Consider the following 16,241-nt stretch of genomic DNA (forward strand, 5'->3'; position numbering starts at 1 on the left):
CGCAATCAACCACATAAAACCATTTCCCGTTGGCAACTCCTTGAACTCATCGGACTCGGCCAAGAGCGGGGGCTGGAAGGGTCGCAAATCCGTCAAGTTCTGGCGAGCGAATATGGTGTGAATCCGGACTACACTTCGCGCTTGCTGGTCGACTTCGTCCAAAAAGGCTACGTGACCAGCCAAGCGGCCCCGCCGGCGCCAGGCGCGAAAGGCGGCCGCAACCGCAAGGTGTACATTCGGACCGACAAAGCCAATGATCTGGCGGATAAACCGATTCCCCGCTCGGCCGCCTTGGTGGCGAAGTTAACTCCCGCCGCGCTGGCGCCTCAGGAGGCGACCCCCATCCCGGCTAGCCAGGCGGAGATCCTGACCACCCCGCCAACCGACCAACCGGTGCAACAGGAGATCCCGGTCACGGAGGTCGTGCCCCCACTGCGCCAAGAGACGACGGTGGCGCCGGAGGCAACGCGCCGTCGCGGTCGCCGCCCCCTCGCGGAGGCCACCGCGAGCGAAACACCTCCCCAACAATCCCTGCCTTACTCCACACCGGAGGCCGACGCCGCGCGTGAGGGCAGGGCGGAACCGTCCCGATCCGCCTCATCGACACCGGTCCCCGTTCAGGACCTAGCACTCGATGCGGACGTCCCGTTCACTCCGGCCGACGCCGCACCGACCAATAGTGCACCGCTCGCTACGCCGGAGACGCTGGCGCACGAGGTGGCCCCGAGTACCCCACCGGCAGTGCACGATGCCCTCACGTCGGCAGTCGACCAGTTCTCCGACCTCTTGCTGTTACAGGTCGCGCAGAAACTGGGCACTTTCGTCGCGAATCAGATGGCCCCGCTGGAACAGGCCACCCAGGAATTGTGCGCCCAGATCGACGTCATCCGCGCCCGGCTGGACGCCATGACCCAGCAGCTCAGCACCGCGTTCACGGCGCCGGTAGCGGCGCCACACCGTGAGCGCCCGCCGGTGACGGGGCGGTCAACGCCGGGCAACGTCGCGCCTGCGGCGGAGCGTCCCACCCCGCCCGGCCAAGGGCGTGGCAAGGTCGGCAAGCAGCCCCCCGCCAGCCAGGCCGAGCGCAAAGGCAACCCGCAGACGACCATGGCCGGCCCGCGCAAATTGCGCGCCCTGTTGATCGGCGTGCCCGCCGAGCAGGAACAGGCCCTCCGCGAACGTTTCGGCGCGCGCTACGATTTGCTGTTTCTCGGCGCCGATGCGCGTTTTGGGAAAGTCCGCGCCATCAAGGACAAGCATGATATCGTCCTCGGGCTGGAAGAGACCTGCAGCCCGGCGATCAAGGACGCGCTCAAGGGGCACCCGCACAAGGCGGTCTTGCCGCATCCCGCGCAGTTGATGGATGAACTGGAGGAATATTTCCAGCTGCACCAGGAGCAGTCACAGGGCGGGTCAGCTGGCTGACGGTAGTACCCGGCGGGGATGACCCGTAGTAGGGAACGGCCATCATGAGTGACACCGTTCCAGGCGAGTAGTAGGCAGACGGGCCTCCGGGACTGTGGCCACCCGGTCTCGCTCGCCCGTTTCCGCTGCCTACTCATTGTCCCACCCAAGACTGGCACAAGACTGGCCCGTTCCGAGACCCCCCTTCGTCGTTCGGGACAGGGCGGCACGAACGCGACACATGGCGCCCGAGCGGCGATGCGGTGAAGGCAGTCTGATCCGTACTTCCGCGAGCTACAAACCTTGTTGGCAAGATGCCCGTTCAACGAGGTAGTGACGGCACTTGCAAACAAGCTGCCACAACGGGCCGTTACCTTCTGATCTTGGATCCTATTGGGCTCCGCTGAACGCTAAGGGATGGGAGCTTAGAAGTGAACATTGCCTTCTTACTCAGATCGTCTCACCGACCACAGAGTAAAGGCCATGAGCAGTACCCCTGCCACTTGTATAACGCTCAATGCATGCCCGTACACGGCCCAATCGACCAAAATCGCGGTGACCGGATATACAAACTGCAAGAGAGCAATGCGACTGGTCCGTAAGCGGCTCATGCCTGCGTACAACACGGCGTAGGCGAGGCCGGTATGGATGATGCCGAGTCCGGCGAGCCAAGCCCAAGCCGACTCTGTGCTCGGCCAGCCATAGACGAAGGGCCACCAAGCGGTGAGCATCACACCAACCGCGCATTGCCACCAGGCGAGCGCAAACGAACTGACCGAGGACATGACCTTGGCGATCATGGTGACGCCGGCGTAGGCCAGCGAACCGATAACGCACATCGCAATGCCCACCACATAGTCATGCGTAATGGGTTGCAGCCTGCCGCCATCCAACAGCCCTGTCGCAAGCACCAAACCCAGTAAGGCAATACCGCAGCAACGGCCCGTTGCACCGACACCTTTTCCCGCAACCACCACGCCCCCATCGCCATCACCCAGAACGGCTGGATATGGAAGATTACCGTGGCCACACCAATCGAGGAGCGAGGAATAGCCGCGAAGAACAACCCCCAGTTCGTCGCCATCAGCAGGCCGGCGCCGATCGCGCCGAGCAGCGCGCGACCCCTCAGCCTTAACTCGGGTAAACGCCGGTTGGCCAGGCCCCAGAGTAGCAAGGCTAGACCGCCAAACAAGCAACGGAACAGGACGGTTGTGACCGGGCTCTGGGCGGCCTCTTCGACAAAGATACCTATGGTGCCGAGGATGAGTCCGCCCATCACCATCAAGGCTGTGCCACGCTGCTCAGCCTGGGACTGATGCGTCTCGGCGTTAGTGGTTACGGAAAGGGGGATGTCAGTTTTCATGGCAGAAATTGTGCGAGGGTTGATTTCTGCTGGAAAGCGAATTTATATGTTGGATAACATTCGATTTTCGAATAAGTACTGAGCCATGCAGTCGAAAAAACCTTCAACTCGACTGGCTACGCGCCTTTGTCTCTGTGGTGGATTCCGGATCGTTGACGGCGGCGACAAAGCAAGTGCACCGGTCGCAATCGGCCGTCAGCATGCAGTTCAAGAAGCTGGAAGAGGTCGTGGGGCGGCCCCTGATTTTGCGAGGTTCACGCCACATGTTGCTGACTCCCGCCGGCTCCGAGTTGTTGTGCTGTGCGCGCCGCTTGCTCGGGGTGCACGCCGAGGCGCTGGCCGCGATCCAGGGGCCGGACATTTCCAAGCGGATCAGTCTGGGCGTCCCGGATGATTACGCCATGGCTTACCTCACGGCAGTATTGCGCACGTTTGCCAACCGTTATTCGAGCGTCGAGATCACCTTGGTGTGCGAACAGTCCACCGCGCTGATCCCGAAGGTTGAGCGAGGCGAACCCGACTTGGCGGTGGTGACGCGTGACCATCCGAACCGAGGGGAAGTGTTGTTCCGCGAAGGGGTGGTGTGGGTGGGGCAGAATAGCATGAGGCCTGACGGCGCGATCCTTTGCCGATCGCCGTGCACGAGCTGGGCAGCCGTGTCCGTAGGGAAGTGCTCGCCGCGATTTCGGCTCAGCAGCGCAAATACCGTATCGTTTATCACAGCCCCAACGTTGCGGGGCAGTTGGCGGCGACAGAAAGCGGCATGGCCGTGGCCGTGCTGATGCGCTGCAGCCTGTCTCCCAATCTCAAGGTACTGGATGCGCGGCACGGGCTGCCAGACTTACCCGACCTTGAGGTCGCCATTGTGCGCAGCAAAAACTCCGTGAGCTCACCCGCCGTTGATGCGATGTATGAGCAGATCATTCGCACACTCAAGCGGATTATTATGTAAGATTTTGTTAAAAGTCTTTTGATTGTTTTGAATGGGCGGTGCGATGGCAGGATGGAGGAGAACTTGGCTAGCTCAACTTTATTTCCTACAGCCCAACTACATTTTTCAGGAGCCATGATAATTTTCTTTTAACTATTATTTGGCTATTAAAAAATAATTTTAGATTACTTTTGATTATTAAGTGAACTGGGTATAGTCAGCTTCATTCCTCTCATTGATGCAGGAGCTGACCATGCAGACTACTCGCCGCCACCTGATTGCCATCGCCATTGCCACCGCCACCGGTTGGGTCGCGCCTGGCCTCGCCCAGGCCGCAGACAGCCCGATCGTGATCGGCTACCAGACCGGAGTAGACCCGTCGAAGGTCGCCCAGGCCGACGGCCTGTACGAAAAGGCCATCGGCAAGCCACTTCAGTGGAAGAAATTCGAGAGCGGCGCCGAGGTGATCGCCGCGCTGGCCTCGGGCAGCGTGCAGATCGCCGACCTTGGCTCCAGCCCGCTGGCCGCCGCCACTACCCGCCAGCTGCCGATCAAGACCTTCCTGATCGTCGCCGAGATCGGCAGCTCCGAGGCGCTGGTGGCGCGCAACGGCAGCGGCATCAAGACCCCGCAGGACCTGGTCGGCAAGAAGGTGGCCGTGCCGTTCGTGTCTACCACTCATTACAGCCTGCTGGCCGCACTGAAGCACTGGAAGATCGACCCGGCCAAGGTCAACATCGTCAACCTGCGCCCGAGCGAGATCACCGCCGCCTGGCAGCGCGGCGACATCGACGCCGCCTATGTGTGGGACCCCGCGCTGAGCAAGGCCAAGGAAAGCGGCAAGACCCTGGTGACTTCCACCGAAGTGGGCAAGTGGGGCGCGCCGACCTTCGAGGCCTGGGTGGTGAACAAGGACTTTGCCGCCAAGAACCCGGATGTGGTCGCCAAGTTCTCCCAGGTGACGCTGCAGACGTTCGCCGACTACCGCAAGAACCCGTCGGCCTGGAACGCTCAGTCGCCGCAGGTGGCCAAGATCGCCCGCCTGACTGGCGCCGATCCGAAAGAGATCCCGGGCTTGCTCGCCGGCAGCCGCTTCCCGGTAGGCCAGGAACAGCTGTCTAGCAGCCTGCTCGGTGGCGGCACCGCCAAGGCGCTGCAGAACACCGCCGAATTTCTGAAAGAACAGAAGAAGGTCGACAGCGTGCTGCCGAGCTACAGCGGTTTCGTCGAGGCGAGCTTCGTGCGCCAGGCGGCCGGCAAGTAAGGGGAGGCGACCATGGCCCGTCTGAGCGTCGATAACGTTTCGGTGCATTATCCGACCCCGCGTGGCGTCGTGCATGCACTGGACAAGGTGTCGCTGGAGATCGCCAGCGGTGATGTCGTCGTGGCGCTGGGCGCCTCCGGTTGCGGCAAGTCGACCCTGCTCGGGCTGATGGCCGGCTTCCAGCGCCCCGATGCCGGTCGCGTGACGCTGGACGGCGCGACCATCACCGGGCCGGGCGCCGATCGCGGCGTGGTGTTCCAGGACGACGCGCTGATGCCGTGGCTGTCCGCCGCCGACAACGTCGCCTTCGGCCTGACCTTGCAGAAGGTTGGCCGTAGCGAGCGGCGCGAGCGCGCCGAGGCGCTGATGCGCCAGGTGGGTCTGGCGGGCTTCGAGGACCATCGCATCGGTGAGCTGTCCGGCGGCATGCGCCAGCGCCTGGGCCTGGCGCGCGCGCTGGCCAACCGCCCGGACTTCCTCTTGATGGACGAGCCGCTCGGCGCGCTGGACGCGCTGACCCGCGAGCGCATCCAGAGCCTGATCCTCGACATCTGGCGCGGCACCGGCACCGGCATCTTCCTGATCACCCACAGCATCGAGGAGGCACTGTTCCTCGCCACCGAGCTGGTGATCCTGTCGCCGCGCCCGGGCCGCATCGTGCGGCGGCTGCAGCCGGGCTTCGCCCGCCGTTACGCGGCCGGCGAGAGCGCCCGCTCGATCAAGGCCGACCCGGACTTCGTCCGTGCCCGCGAGGACATCCTGAACGCGCACTTCGCGTACGACGAGGAGATCGAACATGCCGCCCATTGAGTTGAGCGTCGCCGAAGAGGTGGCGCTGCAGTCCGGCCGCCCCGAGCCGGTGCGCTACCGCGCCCCATCCGCCTGGCGGGCACGCCTGCCGAAGCTGGTGACGGTGCTGGGCCTGTTGACGCTGTGGGAGCTGGTCAGCGGCTTCGGCGTGGTGTCATCGCTGTTCCTGCCCGCACCGCAGCAGGTGCTGACGAAACTGGTCGAGATCGCCACCACCGGTTTCATGGACGCCACGCTGTGGCAGCACACCGAGGCGAGCCTGCTGCGCGTCAGTCTGGCCGTGCTGGCCGCGTTGCTGACGGCGGTGCCGCTGGGGGTGCTGATTGGACTCAACCGTACCGTAAGCAGCGCAGTCGACCCTTTGATCGAGTTCTACCGCCCGGTGCCGCCTTTGGCCTACCTGCCGCTGATCGTGATCTGGTTCGGCATCGGCGAGGTGTCGAAGGTACTGCTGATCTATCTGGCGATATTCGCTCCGCTGGTACTGGCCACCGGCAGCGGGGTGCGCCGGGTGGAGCAGAGCCGGGTGCTGGCCGCGCGCAGCCTGGGTGCCTGCCGCTGGCAGCTGGTGCGCCACGTGATCCTGCCGAGCGCCTTGCCGGATATCTTGACCGGCCTGCGCATCGCGCTGGGGGTGGGCTGGTCGACGTTGGTGGCCGCCGAGCTGATCGCGGCGCAGCGTGGCCTGGGTTTCATGGTGCAGTCGGCGTCGCAGTTCCTGGTCACTGACGTGGTGATCGCCGGCATCCTGGTGATCGCGGTCATTGCGCTGGTGCTGGAGTTGTCGATCCGTTATCTGGAGCGACGCTACGCCGGCTGGGCGCACTAACGCCACTGACAAAGCCCTTCCGGCGTTGTTGCGCTGCCTTGCCGTACCACTTGTACTGTAGCTACGCAGAAACTTCGGCTACGCCTCGTTTTCTGCGGCAGCGCGCCTAGCCGGAACCGCTACGCTGGGCTTTGTCAGCGGCTCTGATTGATGGTGGCCTTATGTGGCCGCCACGTCCGAAAAGAAAAAGGAATACCCGTGTCGCAATTGCATTTCCAACCGCTGAGCCCGGCGCTCGGCGCCCTGGTGCAGGGTGTCGACTTGACCTCCAAACTGGATAACGCCGTGTTCGGCCAACTGCAGCAGGCGCTGCTCGACTATCAGATTCTGTTCTTCGAGAACCAGCCGCTTACGCCGCGTCAGCAGCGCGACTTTGCCGCTCGTTTCGGCGACCTGCACGTGCACCCGGTCTACCCGAACGTGCCGGAGCAGCCGGAGATCATGGTGCTCGACACCCATGCCGACAACCTGCCGGACAATGACAACTGGCACACCGACGTCACCTTCATCGACACCCCGCCGCTGGGGGCGATCCTGTCGGCGCGCGAGTTGCCGCCGGTCGGTGGTGACACGCTGTGGAGTAGCAGCGCCGCCGCCTACGATGCGCTGTCGCCGGCCTTCAAGACGCTGCTGGATGGGCTGACCGCCGAGCATGAGTTCACCAAGTCCTTCCAGGAATGGCGCTTCAAGGGCACCGACCATTATGAGCGTTGGAAGAAGGCGCGCGATGACCATCCGACCGTGGTGCACCCGGTGGTGCGCACCCACCCGGTTAGCGGCCGAAAGGGTCTGTTCGTCAACGAGGGCTTCACCTCGCGTATCCGCGAGCTGAGCCAGAAAGAAAGCGACGCGCTGCTCGCTTTCCTGTTCACCCACGCGGCGCGGCCGGAGTTCACCATTCGCTGGCGCTGGAAGCAGTATGACTTGGCATTTTGGGACAACCGCATTACCCAGCACTATGCGGTGGCCGACTATCTGCCGGCGCGGCGCATCATGCACCGCGCGACGATTCTCGGCGACAAGCCGTTCTGAGAGTCCGTCACGATCTGCTGCACTCGGGTGATCCTGCGTTGAAATGAGGCTCAACATGCTCATGTACTCCCTGTACATTCCGCTGTTTTGCCTCATTTTGCATTGTCTGGCCCTTCGTTCGCGAGATCGTAAACAGGTTCTGACGCGCTAGCGGACTTCGGCGCCCCGCTGGCCACATGGCTGCGGGGCGTTGCTGCGCCCGTCGCCTGACCGGCCAGGCTCTACGCAGTTTCTATACTGGCTAATAGGGCGGCGATCGCCGCTCGACCCGCTGCTGGAGGCCGGCCGTGAGCGCTGTCCTGCATCTTCCCCCCGACATCTTCGACGCCTTGCGTACAGCGGCACGGCAGGGTTACCCATACGAGGCTTGCGGACTGCTGATCGGGCGGCGCGAGGGCTCGGTCCATCACGTCGTGGCGATGCGCCAAGCACGCAACCTGAACCGGGAACGCGCCCACGACCGCTACGAGCTGGACCCGGCCGATTACCTGACCGCCGAGCTGGCGGCGCGAGACGCGGGGCAGGAGATCGTCGGCATCTGGCACACCCATCCCAACCATCCGGCGCGACCGAGCGAGACCGACCGAGCGGCGGCGTGGCCCAACTGGTCCTACCTGATCTTGTCGGTCGAGGCTGGCGGGGTGGCGGCGGTGACGTCGTGGCGGCTGGACGGGGAGGCGTTTGTGGAAGAGGAGATGGCATCATGAGTGCGACGGTGGTGATTCGCATTCCGACCCCATTGCGTAGTTATACGAACGGTGCTGATGAGGTGACGCTCGAGGCCGACACGGTGGGGCAGGCACTGACCACTTTGGCGCTGTTGCACGAGGGCCTAGGCGAACGCATCCTCGACCTCGACGGCAAGCCGCGCCAGTTTGTGAATATCTTCGTCGGCAAGGCCGACCTGCGCACCCTGCAGGGCCTGGGCACCACGCTTCAGGCTGGCGACGTGATCGCGATCGTGCCGGCCGTCGCGGGAGGCTGCGATGAAGGCGAAGGATAGGGAGCTTGTGGCACTGCGCGCCCGCATTGCCGAGATCAGTCCGACCGAAGCGCAGCGGCTGCAGCAGCAGGGCGCAGTGCTAATCGACGTGCGCGAGGCGGACGAGATTGCCCAAGGCAGCCCGCCTGGTGCGCTGCGGCTGGGGCGTGGCTTTCTGGAGCTGCGCGTCGAGGATGCGATTCCCGATTTCGACCAGCCGGTGGTGCTGATGTGCAATGGCGGCACGCGTTCGCTGTTCGCCGCTGATAGCTTGGCGCGGATGGGGTACAGCACGCTGTTCTCGATGATGGGCGGCTTTTCGCGCTGGAAGGCCGAGGGCCTGCCGTTTGAGCAACCGTCGCAGCTGGACGGCCTGGCGCGGCAGCGCTATGCACGCCACCTGACCATACCCGAGGTGGGCGAGGAAGGGCAGGCGAAACTGATGGCGTCCAAGGTGCTGCTGATCGGCGCCGGCGGGCTGGGTAGTCCGGCGGCGTTCTATCTCGCTGCGGCCGGCGTCGGCACGCTCGGTTTCGTCGACGACGATGTGGTCGACCGCAGCAATCTGCAGCGGCAGATCCTGCACAGCGAGGCCAAACTCGGCATGCCCAAGGTACGTTCGGCCCGGCAGACCATCGAGGCACTCAACCCGGCGGTGAAGGTCGACACCTACGAGACCCGACTGTCCAGCGCCAACGTGGAGGAGATCTTCGCCGGCTATGACGTGGTGGTGGACGGCTCGGACAACTTCCCGACCCGCTATCTCGTCAACGATGCCTGCGTGAAGCTGGGCATCCCGAATGTGCATGGCTCGGTGTACCGCTTCGAGGGGCAGGCGAGCGTGTTCTGGCCCGGCTACGCCAAGCGGCGCGGGCCATGCTACCGCTGCCTGTACCCTGAGCCGCCGCCGGCCGAATTCGCACCGTCCTGCATGGAGGCGGGCGTGCTCGGCGTACTGCCGGGGGTGATCGGTCTGCTAGAGGCGGTGGAGACGCTCAAGCTGCTGCTGGGCGTGGGCGATCCGCTGGTCGGACGCCTGCTGTGTTATGACGCGCTGAAGGCCGAGTTTCGCGAACTGGAGCTGCAGCCAAACTCCGACTGCCCGTATTGCGCGCCGGGGCGAGCCTTCCCTGGTTACATCGATTATGAGCAATTCTGCCATGCAGGGTGAGCCGGCGGAACTGCCCGATGCCGCACGGGCACTGGTCGGCGCAATCGGCCAGACGCCGCTGGTGGAGATTCCATTCGCCGCCGAGGTAGCGCCGGGCGTGCGGCTGTTTGCCAAGCTTGAGAGCCTCAATCCGAGCGGCTCGATCAAGGACCGGCCGGTAGCGCGGATGCTGGTTGAAGCTTGGCGGGCTGGTGTGTTCGCCGACGGCAGGCACCTGCTCGACTCCTCGTCCGGCAATGCCGGCATCGCCTATGCGATGCTCGGCGCTGCGCTGGGCATCGGCGTCACCATCGTGGTGCCGGGCAATGCCAGCCGCGAGCGGCTGGAGCGGATGCGTGCCTACGGTGCCGAGCTGGTGGTCACCGACCCGATCGAGGGCTACGACTTCGCGCTGCGCGAGGCGCATACCCTGGCCGAACGGGAGCCGGAGCGCTACTGGCACTGCGACCAGTACGCTAATGCCGACAACTGGCGATCACACTTCGTGGGTACCGCCGAGGAAATCCTCACCCAACTGCACGAGCGTGGCCTGCCGGCGCCGGATACGCTGGTGGCCGGCATCGGCACCGGAGGCACGCTGACTGGTTGCGGCCGGCGTCTGTGCCTTGCCAATCCCAATATTCACATCGCGGTGGTGATTCCCGAAACCTTTCCTGGCATCGAGGGGCTGAAGCCGTTCGGCGCGCCGGGCGACATCGTGCCGGCGCTGCTCGACGCGACGCTGATCAACGAGCGGATCGGTGTCAGCTCGGAGCAGGCGGTGGCGATGTGTCGGCGGCTGGCGACGTTGGGCCTGTTCGTTGGTCCGTCGTCAGGGGCTTTCGTGCATGCGGCGCTGAGGGTGGCAGCGAGCGGGCATTATCGGTGCATCGTCACGTTTCTGAACGACACGGGGGAGCGGTATGTGTCGACGGGGATGTGGGGGGCGGATACATAGGGTGCTGCGCGCCTAACGGTAGGGGAAGCTGCGAAGGCTGTCGTTTTGTCAATCTCGCTCTGTTGGCAATCCACATTCTTTCCCTTGGGCCAACCTTAGAGCCTGTTTACGATCTTGCGAACGAAGGGTCAGCCAAGGCGAAATGACGCGAAAAAACGGAATGTACATGAAGTACATGAGCATGTTGAGCGTCATTTCAACGCAGGATCACCCGAGTGCAGCACATCGTAAACAGGCTCTTAGTGAGGTTTGTTGCAGTGCCGGTCCCGCACAACGGGGCGGGGTACTTTCTTTTGTCTCGTGTACAGACCAGGGACATGGTTGACACTGCTGCGAACCCTGCTTCGCAGATGAACCCTGCCTCGGGGCACCAGAGACAACATGAGCCTATGAACTGAATTCGTCTTGTTGGCCAGCCAGGAAGGCGCCAATCGGTGCGAGCTGTGCTGCCGTTTCGCCATCAACTCGTAGGATGGTGGAGCGGCGGCGCAACTCATCGTCTCGCTTTTATCGATGGGTTGTGGCTCCAGTGCCTTCACCCGTCCTACGGGGGCAATGCAAAAGCGGCCCGAAGGCCGCTTTCCTCACACTGGCATTCACCCCACCATCACCACACTCTTGGCAATCTGCCCATTCTGAATCGCCAGCCCCGTCAGGTCCGCGATGGTGATCTGTTCCGTGCTCTGCCGCTTCGTGATTCGCTGGAGGCCGGTCTCGATGGGGCTACTTGTCTATATCGATGTCGATGCATCAGTCCAGGCAGGGCAGGGAGGAGAACTCAGCCAGCCAGTGGCCAGCTGCGGTTGGCCGAAAACTCGGCTGCGACGTCGCGGATCAGTGCCCACACGGTTTCGGCCAACGGCGACAGCGAGCGGTTCTTGCGCCGCACCAGCATCAGCGAGCGCTCGACGCTGGGGGTAAGCGGGCGTACCACCAGGTCGCTGGCCTCGGGCAGCGGCAGGGCCAGGGTGGGTAGCACGCTGATACCGATGCCGGCCTCGACCATGCGGTAGACAGTGGTGGAGTGGCCGAGCTCCTGCACCACTTGTGCCTTCACGCCCCGTTCGGCCAACGCGCGGTCGATCAGCGGACGGCTGCCCGAGGCGTAGTCGAGCAGCACCAAGGGCTCGCTGGCAAGGTCGGTCCAGGCTACGCTGTCGGCGGCGGCGAAGCGGTGGTCGGCGCGGCAGACGAGACAAAACGGCTCCTGCAGGATGGTCTCGCAGACCAGGTCGTCGGCGCCGAGTGGGTCGATGATCACGCCGAAGTCCACCTCGCCGTTGCGCACGCTGGCCAGCACCAGCTGCTGCACCTGGTCGCGCAGCATCAGCGACAGCTTGGGATAGCGCTCGGCGGTGCGGGCGATGCAGGCGGGCATCAGGTTGGCCGAGATGGTCGGGCTGGCCGCCACGCGCACCCGGCCCTGACGCGTTTCGCCGAGCTGGCGGGTTTCGGTGAGGCAGGCTTCCAGCTCGTCGAGCAGCCGCTCCAGCGAGCCGGCCAGGCCGTGCCCGGCCTCGGTCAGCGCCACCTCGCGGGTGGTGCGGTCGAACAGCTTCAAGCCCAGCTCGCTCTCCAGCTCGCGCAGCGCGTGGCTGACCGCCGGTTGCGACAGGCCGATCGCGTCGCCGGCACGGCTGAAACTGTGGTGCTTGGCCACGGCGAGAAAGGTGCGGAGTTGGCGTAGCGAGATATTCATGCAGTTATTGAATGAATTGATCAGATAAATCCATTTGAATTCTATATCGGCTCGCCGCGAAAATAACGACCATGAATAGAGGGCCGCAGGCTCTCGCAACGACGATTCAGGAGCACCCCGTGGCACGACCTCGTTTCCTTCCCGACAACTTCACGCTGGCGCTGATCACCACCGTGCTGCTGGCCACCTTCCTGCCCTGTGAGGGCCAGACCGCCGTGGTATTCGGCAAGGTGACCTATGCGGCGATCGCGCTGCTGTTCTTCCTGCACGGCGCCAAGCTGTCGCGCGAGGCGGTGATCGCCGGCGCGACGCACTGGCGGCTGCACCTGTTGGTGTTCGTCAGCACCTTTGTGTTGTTCCCTGTGCTGGGCTTCGCGTTGAAACCCATCCTGTCGCCGCTGGTGACGCCAGACCTGTATCTGGGCGTGCTGTTCCTGTGCACGCTGCCGTCGACGGTGCAGTCGTCGATCGCGTTCACCTCGATGGCGCGCGGCAATGTTCCGGCAGCGGTGTGCAGCGCCTCGGCGTCCAGCCTGATCGGCATTTTCCTGACCCCGCTGTTGGTCAGCGTACTGGTGGTGTCGCACGGTGGTGGCACCACTTCGTGGCACTCGATCATCGACATCATGGTGCAGCTATTGCTGCCGTTCCTGGCCGGCCAGGTGGCGCGTCGCTGGATCGGTGGCTGGGTGGAGCGCAACAAGGCACTACTGCGCGTCGTTGACCAGGGCTCGATCCTTTTGGTGGTGTACACCGCGTTCAGCGAGGCGGTGATCCAGGGACTGTGGCACAAGACCCCACTAGCGGCACTGGCGGGCCTGTTGGTGGTCAACGGTGTGTTGCTGGCGCTGGCGCTGTTTGCCACCCGCACGGCGGCGCGCAAGCTCGGCTTCGATAAGGAAGACGAGATCACCATCGTGTTCTGCGGCTCGAAGAAGAGCCTGGCGAGCGGCGTGCCGATGGCCAATGTGCTATTCGCCGGCCATGCGGTCGGGGCGATCGTGTTGCCGCTGATGCTGTTCCACCAGGTGCAGCTGATGGTGTGCGCGGTGCTGGCGCAGCGCTACCGCCGTCGGCACGAGGAAGCGGCGGCGGTGGAGCAGACCGCTAGTTAGTCGATTTGAAACAACAAGGCCCGCCGATTAGGCGGGCCTTGTTGCTTGATTCTCTAGAAGGGGACTTTCAGTGCGGACTCGTCAGCGTCTGCGCCCAGTCGAGGAAGTCGGCGGCCATGGCCGGGCTCAGCGCATGATCGACGGGGTAGAGCCGGGTGGCGTGGGGCACGCCCAGGTCGGTGAGCCACTGGTCCGCTTTGTGCGCCCATGCGACCGGCAACTTGCTGTCGTATTGCCCGTGGGCGATGAAGGCGCTCAGCGTCGCGAGCTGCTCGCGCGGGGCCAGGCGGGGCCCTAGTTCGGGCAGGATGCGGCCGGACAGCACGCCAAATCCGGCGACCCGTTCCGGTGCGCTCAGCCCCACGCTGGCGCTGAGGATGCCGCCCTGGCTGAAGCCGGCGATGACCGTGCGCTGAGGCGCAATGTCGTAGGCGGATTGCAACTGTTCGATGAAACGAATCAAGGTCTGGCGGCTCTGTTCCGCCTCCTCGACCACAATGCTGGGCCCGTTGGGGGTGAATGCTACCCGGAACCAGCCGAACTGCCCCGGTGCGAAGGTCAGCGGGCCACGCGGCAGCACGACCAGCACTTCGGGATCGATCGCCATGGCCAGCTCGGCGAGGTTTGTTTCGTTGCCGCCGACGCCATGCAGCAGCAGGAGGCAGGCCTTCGGGGCGGCGGGCACGGGCTGGCGCAGCCGAAAGTCCAGCGCAAAGGCCGGGTCCTGCTGCAGGGGGCTGATCGGGTCTAGTGTGTGAGACATGGAGGGCTCCGGAAGGGGAACTCGGCCAAAGCCAGGTTGGATGGATATTGGACGAATCGTAGGCGTTGTCTCGATTGAGATAAACGGCTTATTCTGAGATCAACTGTTCCACTTATAGAGACAATGGACCGATTCCTCGAAATGCGTGCCTTCAACGCGGTGGTCGATAGCGGCAGCTTCATCAGGGCGGCCGAGGCACTCGACCTGTCCAAGGCGGCCGTGTCGCGTTACATCGCAGAGCTGGAGGGGCGTTTGGGCGTGCGCCTGCTGCACCGAACCACCAGACGGCTATCACTGACCGAGGAAGGTCAGGTGTTCTACGCGCGCAGCAAGGAGCTGTTGGCCGGGCTCGACGAGGCCGAGGCGGAAATCACTTCACGCAGCGTGGCGGTCAGCGGTCTCGTGCGGATCAACGCGCCGGTGACCTTCGGGATCCGCCACCTGGCCCCGCTTTGGGGTGAGTTTCGTGCCCTTTATCCCGAAGTGATGCTCGACGTGACGCTGGCCGACCGGGTGATCGACCTGGTCGAGGAGGGCTACGATCTGGCGATCCGTATCGCCGCGTTGCCAAGTTCGACGCTGATCAGCAAGCGCCTGGCGACTACGCGCATGGTGCTGTGTGCCTCGTCGCAATATCTGGAGGCTCACGGCGTACCGACACAGCCGGCCGAGCTGGCCGACCATGGAGTGATTTCGTACAGCTACTGGTCCACCAAGGACGAGTGGCACTTCGACGGACCGGCGGGGCCGGTCAGCGTGAAGACCAACCCGTGCATGCACACCAATAGCGGCGACACCTGCCGCGCGGCGGCATTGGCGCACCAAGGAGTGATCCTGCAGCCGGGCTTCTTGGTCGGCGACGATCTAGCCAGCGGGGCGCTGGTGGAGCTGATGCCCGAGTTTCGTTCGATCGGGCTGGGAATCTATGCGGTGTACCCGACCCGCAAGCATGTCTCCCCCAAGGTCAGGGTGCTGATCGAATTCCTGTCGGAGCATTTCGCGAGGGCGGCGCCACGCTGGTGAGTGCCGCCGCCGGCCTTGCCCCGTCTATTCGTCTACCAGTGAAACCTTTGGCCAGCGTCGTGGTAGGGCGGGGAGACAGACTGCAGTGGTCAGGAGGCGGCCTTATTCAGCGCCGTGCACGGGTTCGGGTGCTCGGTGGCCGGGACGGTGACCACGCGGTCGAAGGCCTTCGGTGCCGGTTTGGAATCGACGAAACCGACGCTTAGTGCACCGTTGGCGTATTTGCCGAGCCAGCGGGGCACGCCGATGTCGCGGCGCACGTGGCCGTTGCCGGCGATCAGCAGCACGCTATGCGCGCGGTTGTCGAACATCACCTTGGCCATGAACACGTCGCGTGCGATCTGCGCGTTCACCATGCCTTGCAGCGTTTCTTTGGGCAGCTTGCCGCAGTGGCCTGCGTCGAGCTCGTGGGCCTGGGCTGTCAGGATGTCGGCCGGCACCGGCTTGTTCAACCCATAGCCGTCGAGGGTGGCCTGGTCGAATATCGCGCTGAAGCCATCGCGCATGACCTTGGCGGCCTCGTCGCGCGACACGTTGGCGGCGATGATGGGCAGCTTGTAACGTTGCGCCAATTCGATCAGTGGCTTGTAGTACTCCCAGTTCCAGCCACTGTTGGCCGGCGCGGCCGCCTCAATTACGCAGTCGGTGTTGGTGCAGCGCTTGAGTGCCTCGTCCAGCTTGGCCTGGTTACCACGGTCGAACTGCTCCATCGCGATGACCGGGCGCCAGCCGTTGAACACCGCTTCCTTGATCAGCGCGTAGCGCTGCTTGTGACCTTCGGCGTTATCGTGCATCTCGCCGAGTAGCACTAGTGGCTGGCGGCTGAACTGCTGGTCGAGCGTCGGTGGTACCGGTTTGCTGGCACAGGCGGACAGGGCGAGGGTGGCGAGTAGGACGGTAAGGGAACGGGTCATCGTT

Annotated in this window: 17 protein-coding genes and 1 pseudogene; 13 read left to right on the forward strand and 5 right to left on the reverse strand. The window is 64.1% G+C overall.

Annotated elements, in window-relative coordinates:
• Nucleotides 1-117 precede the first annotated feature (117 nt).
• Entirely contained in the window at nt 118-1,425 is a 1,308-nt protein-coding gene (locus tag QU481_RS14415) for a hypothetical protein (RefSeq protein ID WP_289830733.1), read from the forward strand.
• 425 nt (nt 1,426-1,850) lie between these two features.
• Here QU481_RS14415 and QU481_RS14420 read toward each other — a convergent pair whose 3' ends face one another.
• Both QU481_RS14420 and QU481_RS14425 read right to left on the reverse strand, forming a co-directional pair.
• Nucleotides 1,851-2,204: an EamA family transporter gene (locus tag QU481_RS14420; protein WP_289830734.1), complete on the reverse strand. Its 354-nt coding sequence runs from the start codon at nt 2,202-2,204 to the stop codon at nt 1,851-1,853.
• Nucleotides 2,201-2,767: an EamA family transporter gene (locus QU481_RS14425; protein ID WP_289830735.1), complete on the reverse strand. Its 567-nt coding sequence runs from the start codon at nt 2,765-2,767 to the stop codon at nt 2,201-2,203. The genes QU481_RS14420 and QU481_RS14425 overlap by 4 nt, the downstream gene beginning before the upstream one ends.
• Before the next feature lie 137 nt (nt 2,768-2,904).
• On the opposite strand from QU481_RS14425, the pseudogene QU481_RS23890 reads away from it, so the two are divergent.
• The 10 genes and pseudogenes from QU481_RS23890 to QU481_RS14470 all read left to right on the forward strand — a co-directional run.
• Nucleotides 2,905-3,306, forward strand: a pseudogene (locus QU481_RS23890) (LysR family transcriptional regulator); the annotation flags it as partial.
• A gap of 86 nt (nt 3,307-3,392) precedes the next feature.
• Nucleotides 3,393-3,719 carry a LysR substrate-binding domain-containing protein gene (locus QU481_RS14430; RefSeq protein WP_289830736.1) on the forward strand — a complete coding sequence of 109 codons (327 nt, stop codon included), beginning with the start codon at nt 3,393-3,395 and terminating at the stop codon, nt 3,717-3,719.
• 232 nt (nt 3,720-3,951) lie between these two features.
• A complete protein-coding gene (tauA, locus tag QU481_RS14435; protein WP_289830737.1) occupies nt 3,952-4,962 on the forward strand; it encodes a taurine ABC transporter substrate-binding protein in 1,011 nt (336 codons plus the stop codon).
• Between the two features lie 12 nt (nt 4,963-4,974).
• Complete coding sequence (locus QU481_RS14440; RefSeq protein ID WP_289830738.1) at nt 4,975-5,772, forward strand: taurine ABC transporter ATP-binding protein; 798 nt, start codon at nt 4,975-4,977, stop codon at nt 5,770-5,772.
• The gene (tauC, locus tag QU481_RS14445; RefSeq protein WP_289830739.1) at nt 5,759-6,601 is read left to right on the forward strand and encodes a taurine ABC transporter permease TauC; all 843 of its coding nucleotides are present in this window, start codon (nt 5,759-5,761) and stop codon (nt 6,599-6,601) included. Before QU481_RS14440 ends, tauC begins: the two co-directional genes overlap by 14 nt.
• 198 nt (nt 6,602-6,799) lie before the next feature.
• On the forward strand, nt 6,800-7,633 hold the full coding sequence (gene tauD, locus QU481_RS14450; RefSeq protein ID WP_289830740.1) for a taurine dioxygenase: 834 nt from the start codon (nt 6,800-6,802) through the stop codon (nt 7,631-7,633).
• A 287-nt stretch (nt 7,634-7,920) separates the two neighbouring features.
• Nucleotides 7,921-8,340, forward strand: a complete 420-nt coding sequence (locus QU481_RS14455) for a M67 family metallopeptidase (RefSeq protein ID WP_289830741.1) — start codon at nt 7,921-7,923, stop codon at nt 8,338-8,340.
• Nucleotides 8,337-8,636, forward strand: a complete 300-nt coding sequence (locus QU481_RS14460) for a MoaD/ThiS family protein (RefSeq protein WP_289830742.1) — start codon at nt 8,337-8,339, stop codon at nt 8,634-8,636. The genes QU481_RS14455 and QU481_RS14460 overlap by 4 nt, the downstream gene beginning before the upstream one ends.
• On the forward strand, nt 8,620-9,786 hold the full coding sequence (gene moeB, locus QU481_RS14465; RefSeq protein WP_289830743.1) for a molybdopterin-synthase adenylyltransferase MoeB: 1,167 nt from the start codon (nt 8,620-8,622) through the stop codon (nt 9,784-9,786). The genes QU481_RS14460 and moeB overlap by 17 nt, the downstream gene beginning before the upstream one ends.
• Entirely contained in the window at nt 9,761-10,723 is a 963-nt protein-coding gene (locus tag QU481_RS14470; RefSeq protein WP_289830744.1) for a PLP-dependent cysteine synthase family protein, read from the forward strand. Before moeB ends, QU481_RS14470 begins: the two co-directional genes overlap by 26 nt.
• Before the next feature lie 778 nt (nt 10,724-11,501).
• Here the strand turns inward: QU481_RS14470 and QU481_RS14475 are convergent.
• Entirely contained in the window at nt 11,502-12,422 is a 921-nt protein-coding gene (locus QU481_RS14475) for a LysR family transcriptional regulator (protein WP_289830745.1), read from the reverse strand.
• Nucleotides 12,423-12,541: 119 nt separating this feature from the next.
• Here QU481_RS14475 and QU481_RS14480 point away from each other — a divergent pair, with 119 nt between their 5' ends.
• On the forward strand, nt 12,542-13,537 hold the full coding sequence (locus QU481_RS14480; protein WP_289830746.1) for a bile acid:sodium symporter family protein: 996 nt from the start codon (nt 12,542-12,544) through the stop codon (nt 13,535-13,537).
• 67 nt (nt 13,538-13,604) lie between these two features.
• Here QU481_RS14480 and QU481_RS14485 read toward each other — a convergent pair whose 3' ends face one another.
• A complete protein-coding gene (locus QU481_RS14485; protein ID WP_289830747.1) occupies nt 13,605-14,300 on the reverse strand; it encodes an alpha/beta hydrolase in 696 nt (231 codons plus the stop codon).
• 123 nt (nt 14,301-14,423) lie between these two features.
• Here QU481_RS14485 and QU481_RS14490 point away from each other — a divergent pair, with 123 nt between their 5' ends.
• Complete coding sequence (locus QU481_RS14490; RefSeq protein ID WP_289830748.1) at nt 14,424-15,323, forward strand: LysR family transcriptional regulator; 900 nt, start codon at nt 14,424-14,426, stop codon at nt 15,321-15,323.
• An 89-nt stretch (nt 15,324-15,412) separates the two neighbouring features.
• On the opposite strand, the gene QU481_RS14495 is transcribed toward QU481_RS14490, so the two are convergent.
• On the reverse strand, nt 15,413-16,237 hold the full coding sequence (locus QU481_RS14495; RefSeq protein WP_289830749.1) for a ChaN family lipoprotein: 825 nt from the start codon (nt 16,235-16,237) through the stop codon (nt 15,413-15,415).
• Nucleotides 16,238-16,241 lie beyond the last annotated feature (4 nt).

This window comes from Crenobacter oryzisoli, assembly GCF_030385785.1.
In the GTDB taxonomy this organism is placed as follows: Bacteria; Pseudomonadota; Gammaproteobacteria; order Burkholderiales; family Chromobacteriaceae; genus Crenobacter_A; species Crenobacter_A oryzisoli.

Bases quoted from the DNA above. Each gene is read 5' to 3' on its own strand.
- QU481_RS14420 (WP_289830734.1), bottom strand. From the start codon at position 2,204: ATGATCGCCAAGGTCATGTCCTCGGTCAGTTCGTTTGCGCTCGCCTGG.
- QU481_RS14425 (WP_289830735.1), bottom strand. From the start codon at position 2,767: ATGAAAACTGACATCCCCCTTTCCGTAACCACTAACGCCGAGACGCAT.
- tauA (WP_289830737.1), top strand. From the start codon at position 3,952: ATGCAGACTACTCGCCGCCACCTGATTGCCATCGCCATTGCCACCGCC.
- QU481_RS14440 (WP_289830738.1), top strand. From the start codon at position 4,975: ATGGCCCGTCTGAGCGTCGATAACGTTTCGGTGCATTATCCGACCCCG.
- tauC (WP_289830739.1), top strand. From the start codon at position 5,759: ATGCCGCCCATTGAGTTGAGCGTCGCCGAAGAGGTGGCGCTGCAGTCC.
- QU481_RS14460 (WP_289830742.1), top strand. From the start codon at position 8,337: ATGAGTGCGACGGTGGTGATTCGCATTCCGACCCCATTGCGTAGTTAT.
- moeB (WP_289830743.1), top strand. From the start codon at position 8,620: ATGAAGGCGAAGGATAGGGAGCTTGTGGCACTGCGCGCCCGCATTGCC.
- QU481_RS14470 (WP_289830744.1), top strand. From the start codon at position 9,761: ATGAGCAATTCTGCCATGCAGGGTGAGCCGGCGGAACTGCCCGATGCC.
- QU481_RS14475 (WP_289830745.1), bottom strand. From the start codon at position 12,422: ATGAATATCTCGCTACGCCAACTCCGCACCTTTCTCGCCGTGGCCAAG.
- QU481_RS14485 (WP_289830747.1), bottom strand. From the start codon at position 14,300: ATGTCTCACACACTAGACCCGATCAGCCCCCTGCAGCAGGACCCGGCC.
- QU481_RS14490 (WP_289830748.1), top strand. From the start codon at position 14,424: ATGGACCGATTCCTCGAAATGCGTGCCTTCAACGCGGTGGTCGATAGC.
- QU481_RS14495 (WP_289830749.1), bottom strand. From the start codon at position 16,237: ATGACCCGTTCCCTTACCGTCCTACTCGCCACCCTCGCCCTGTCCGCC.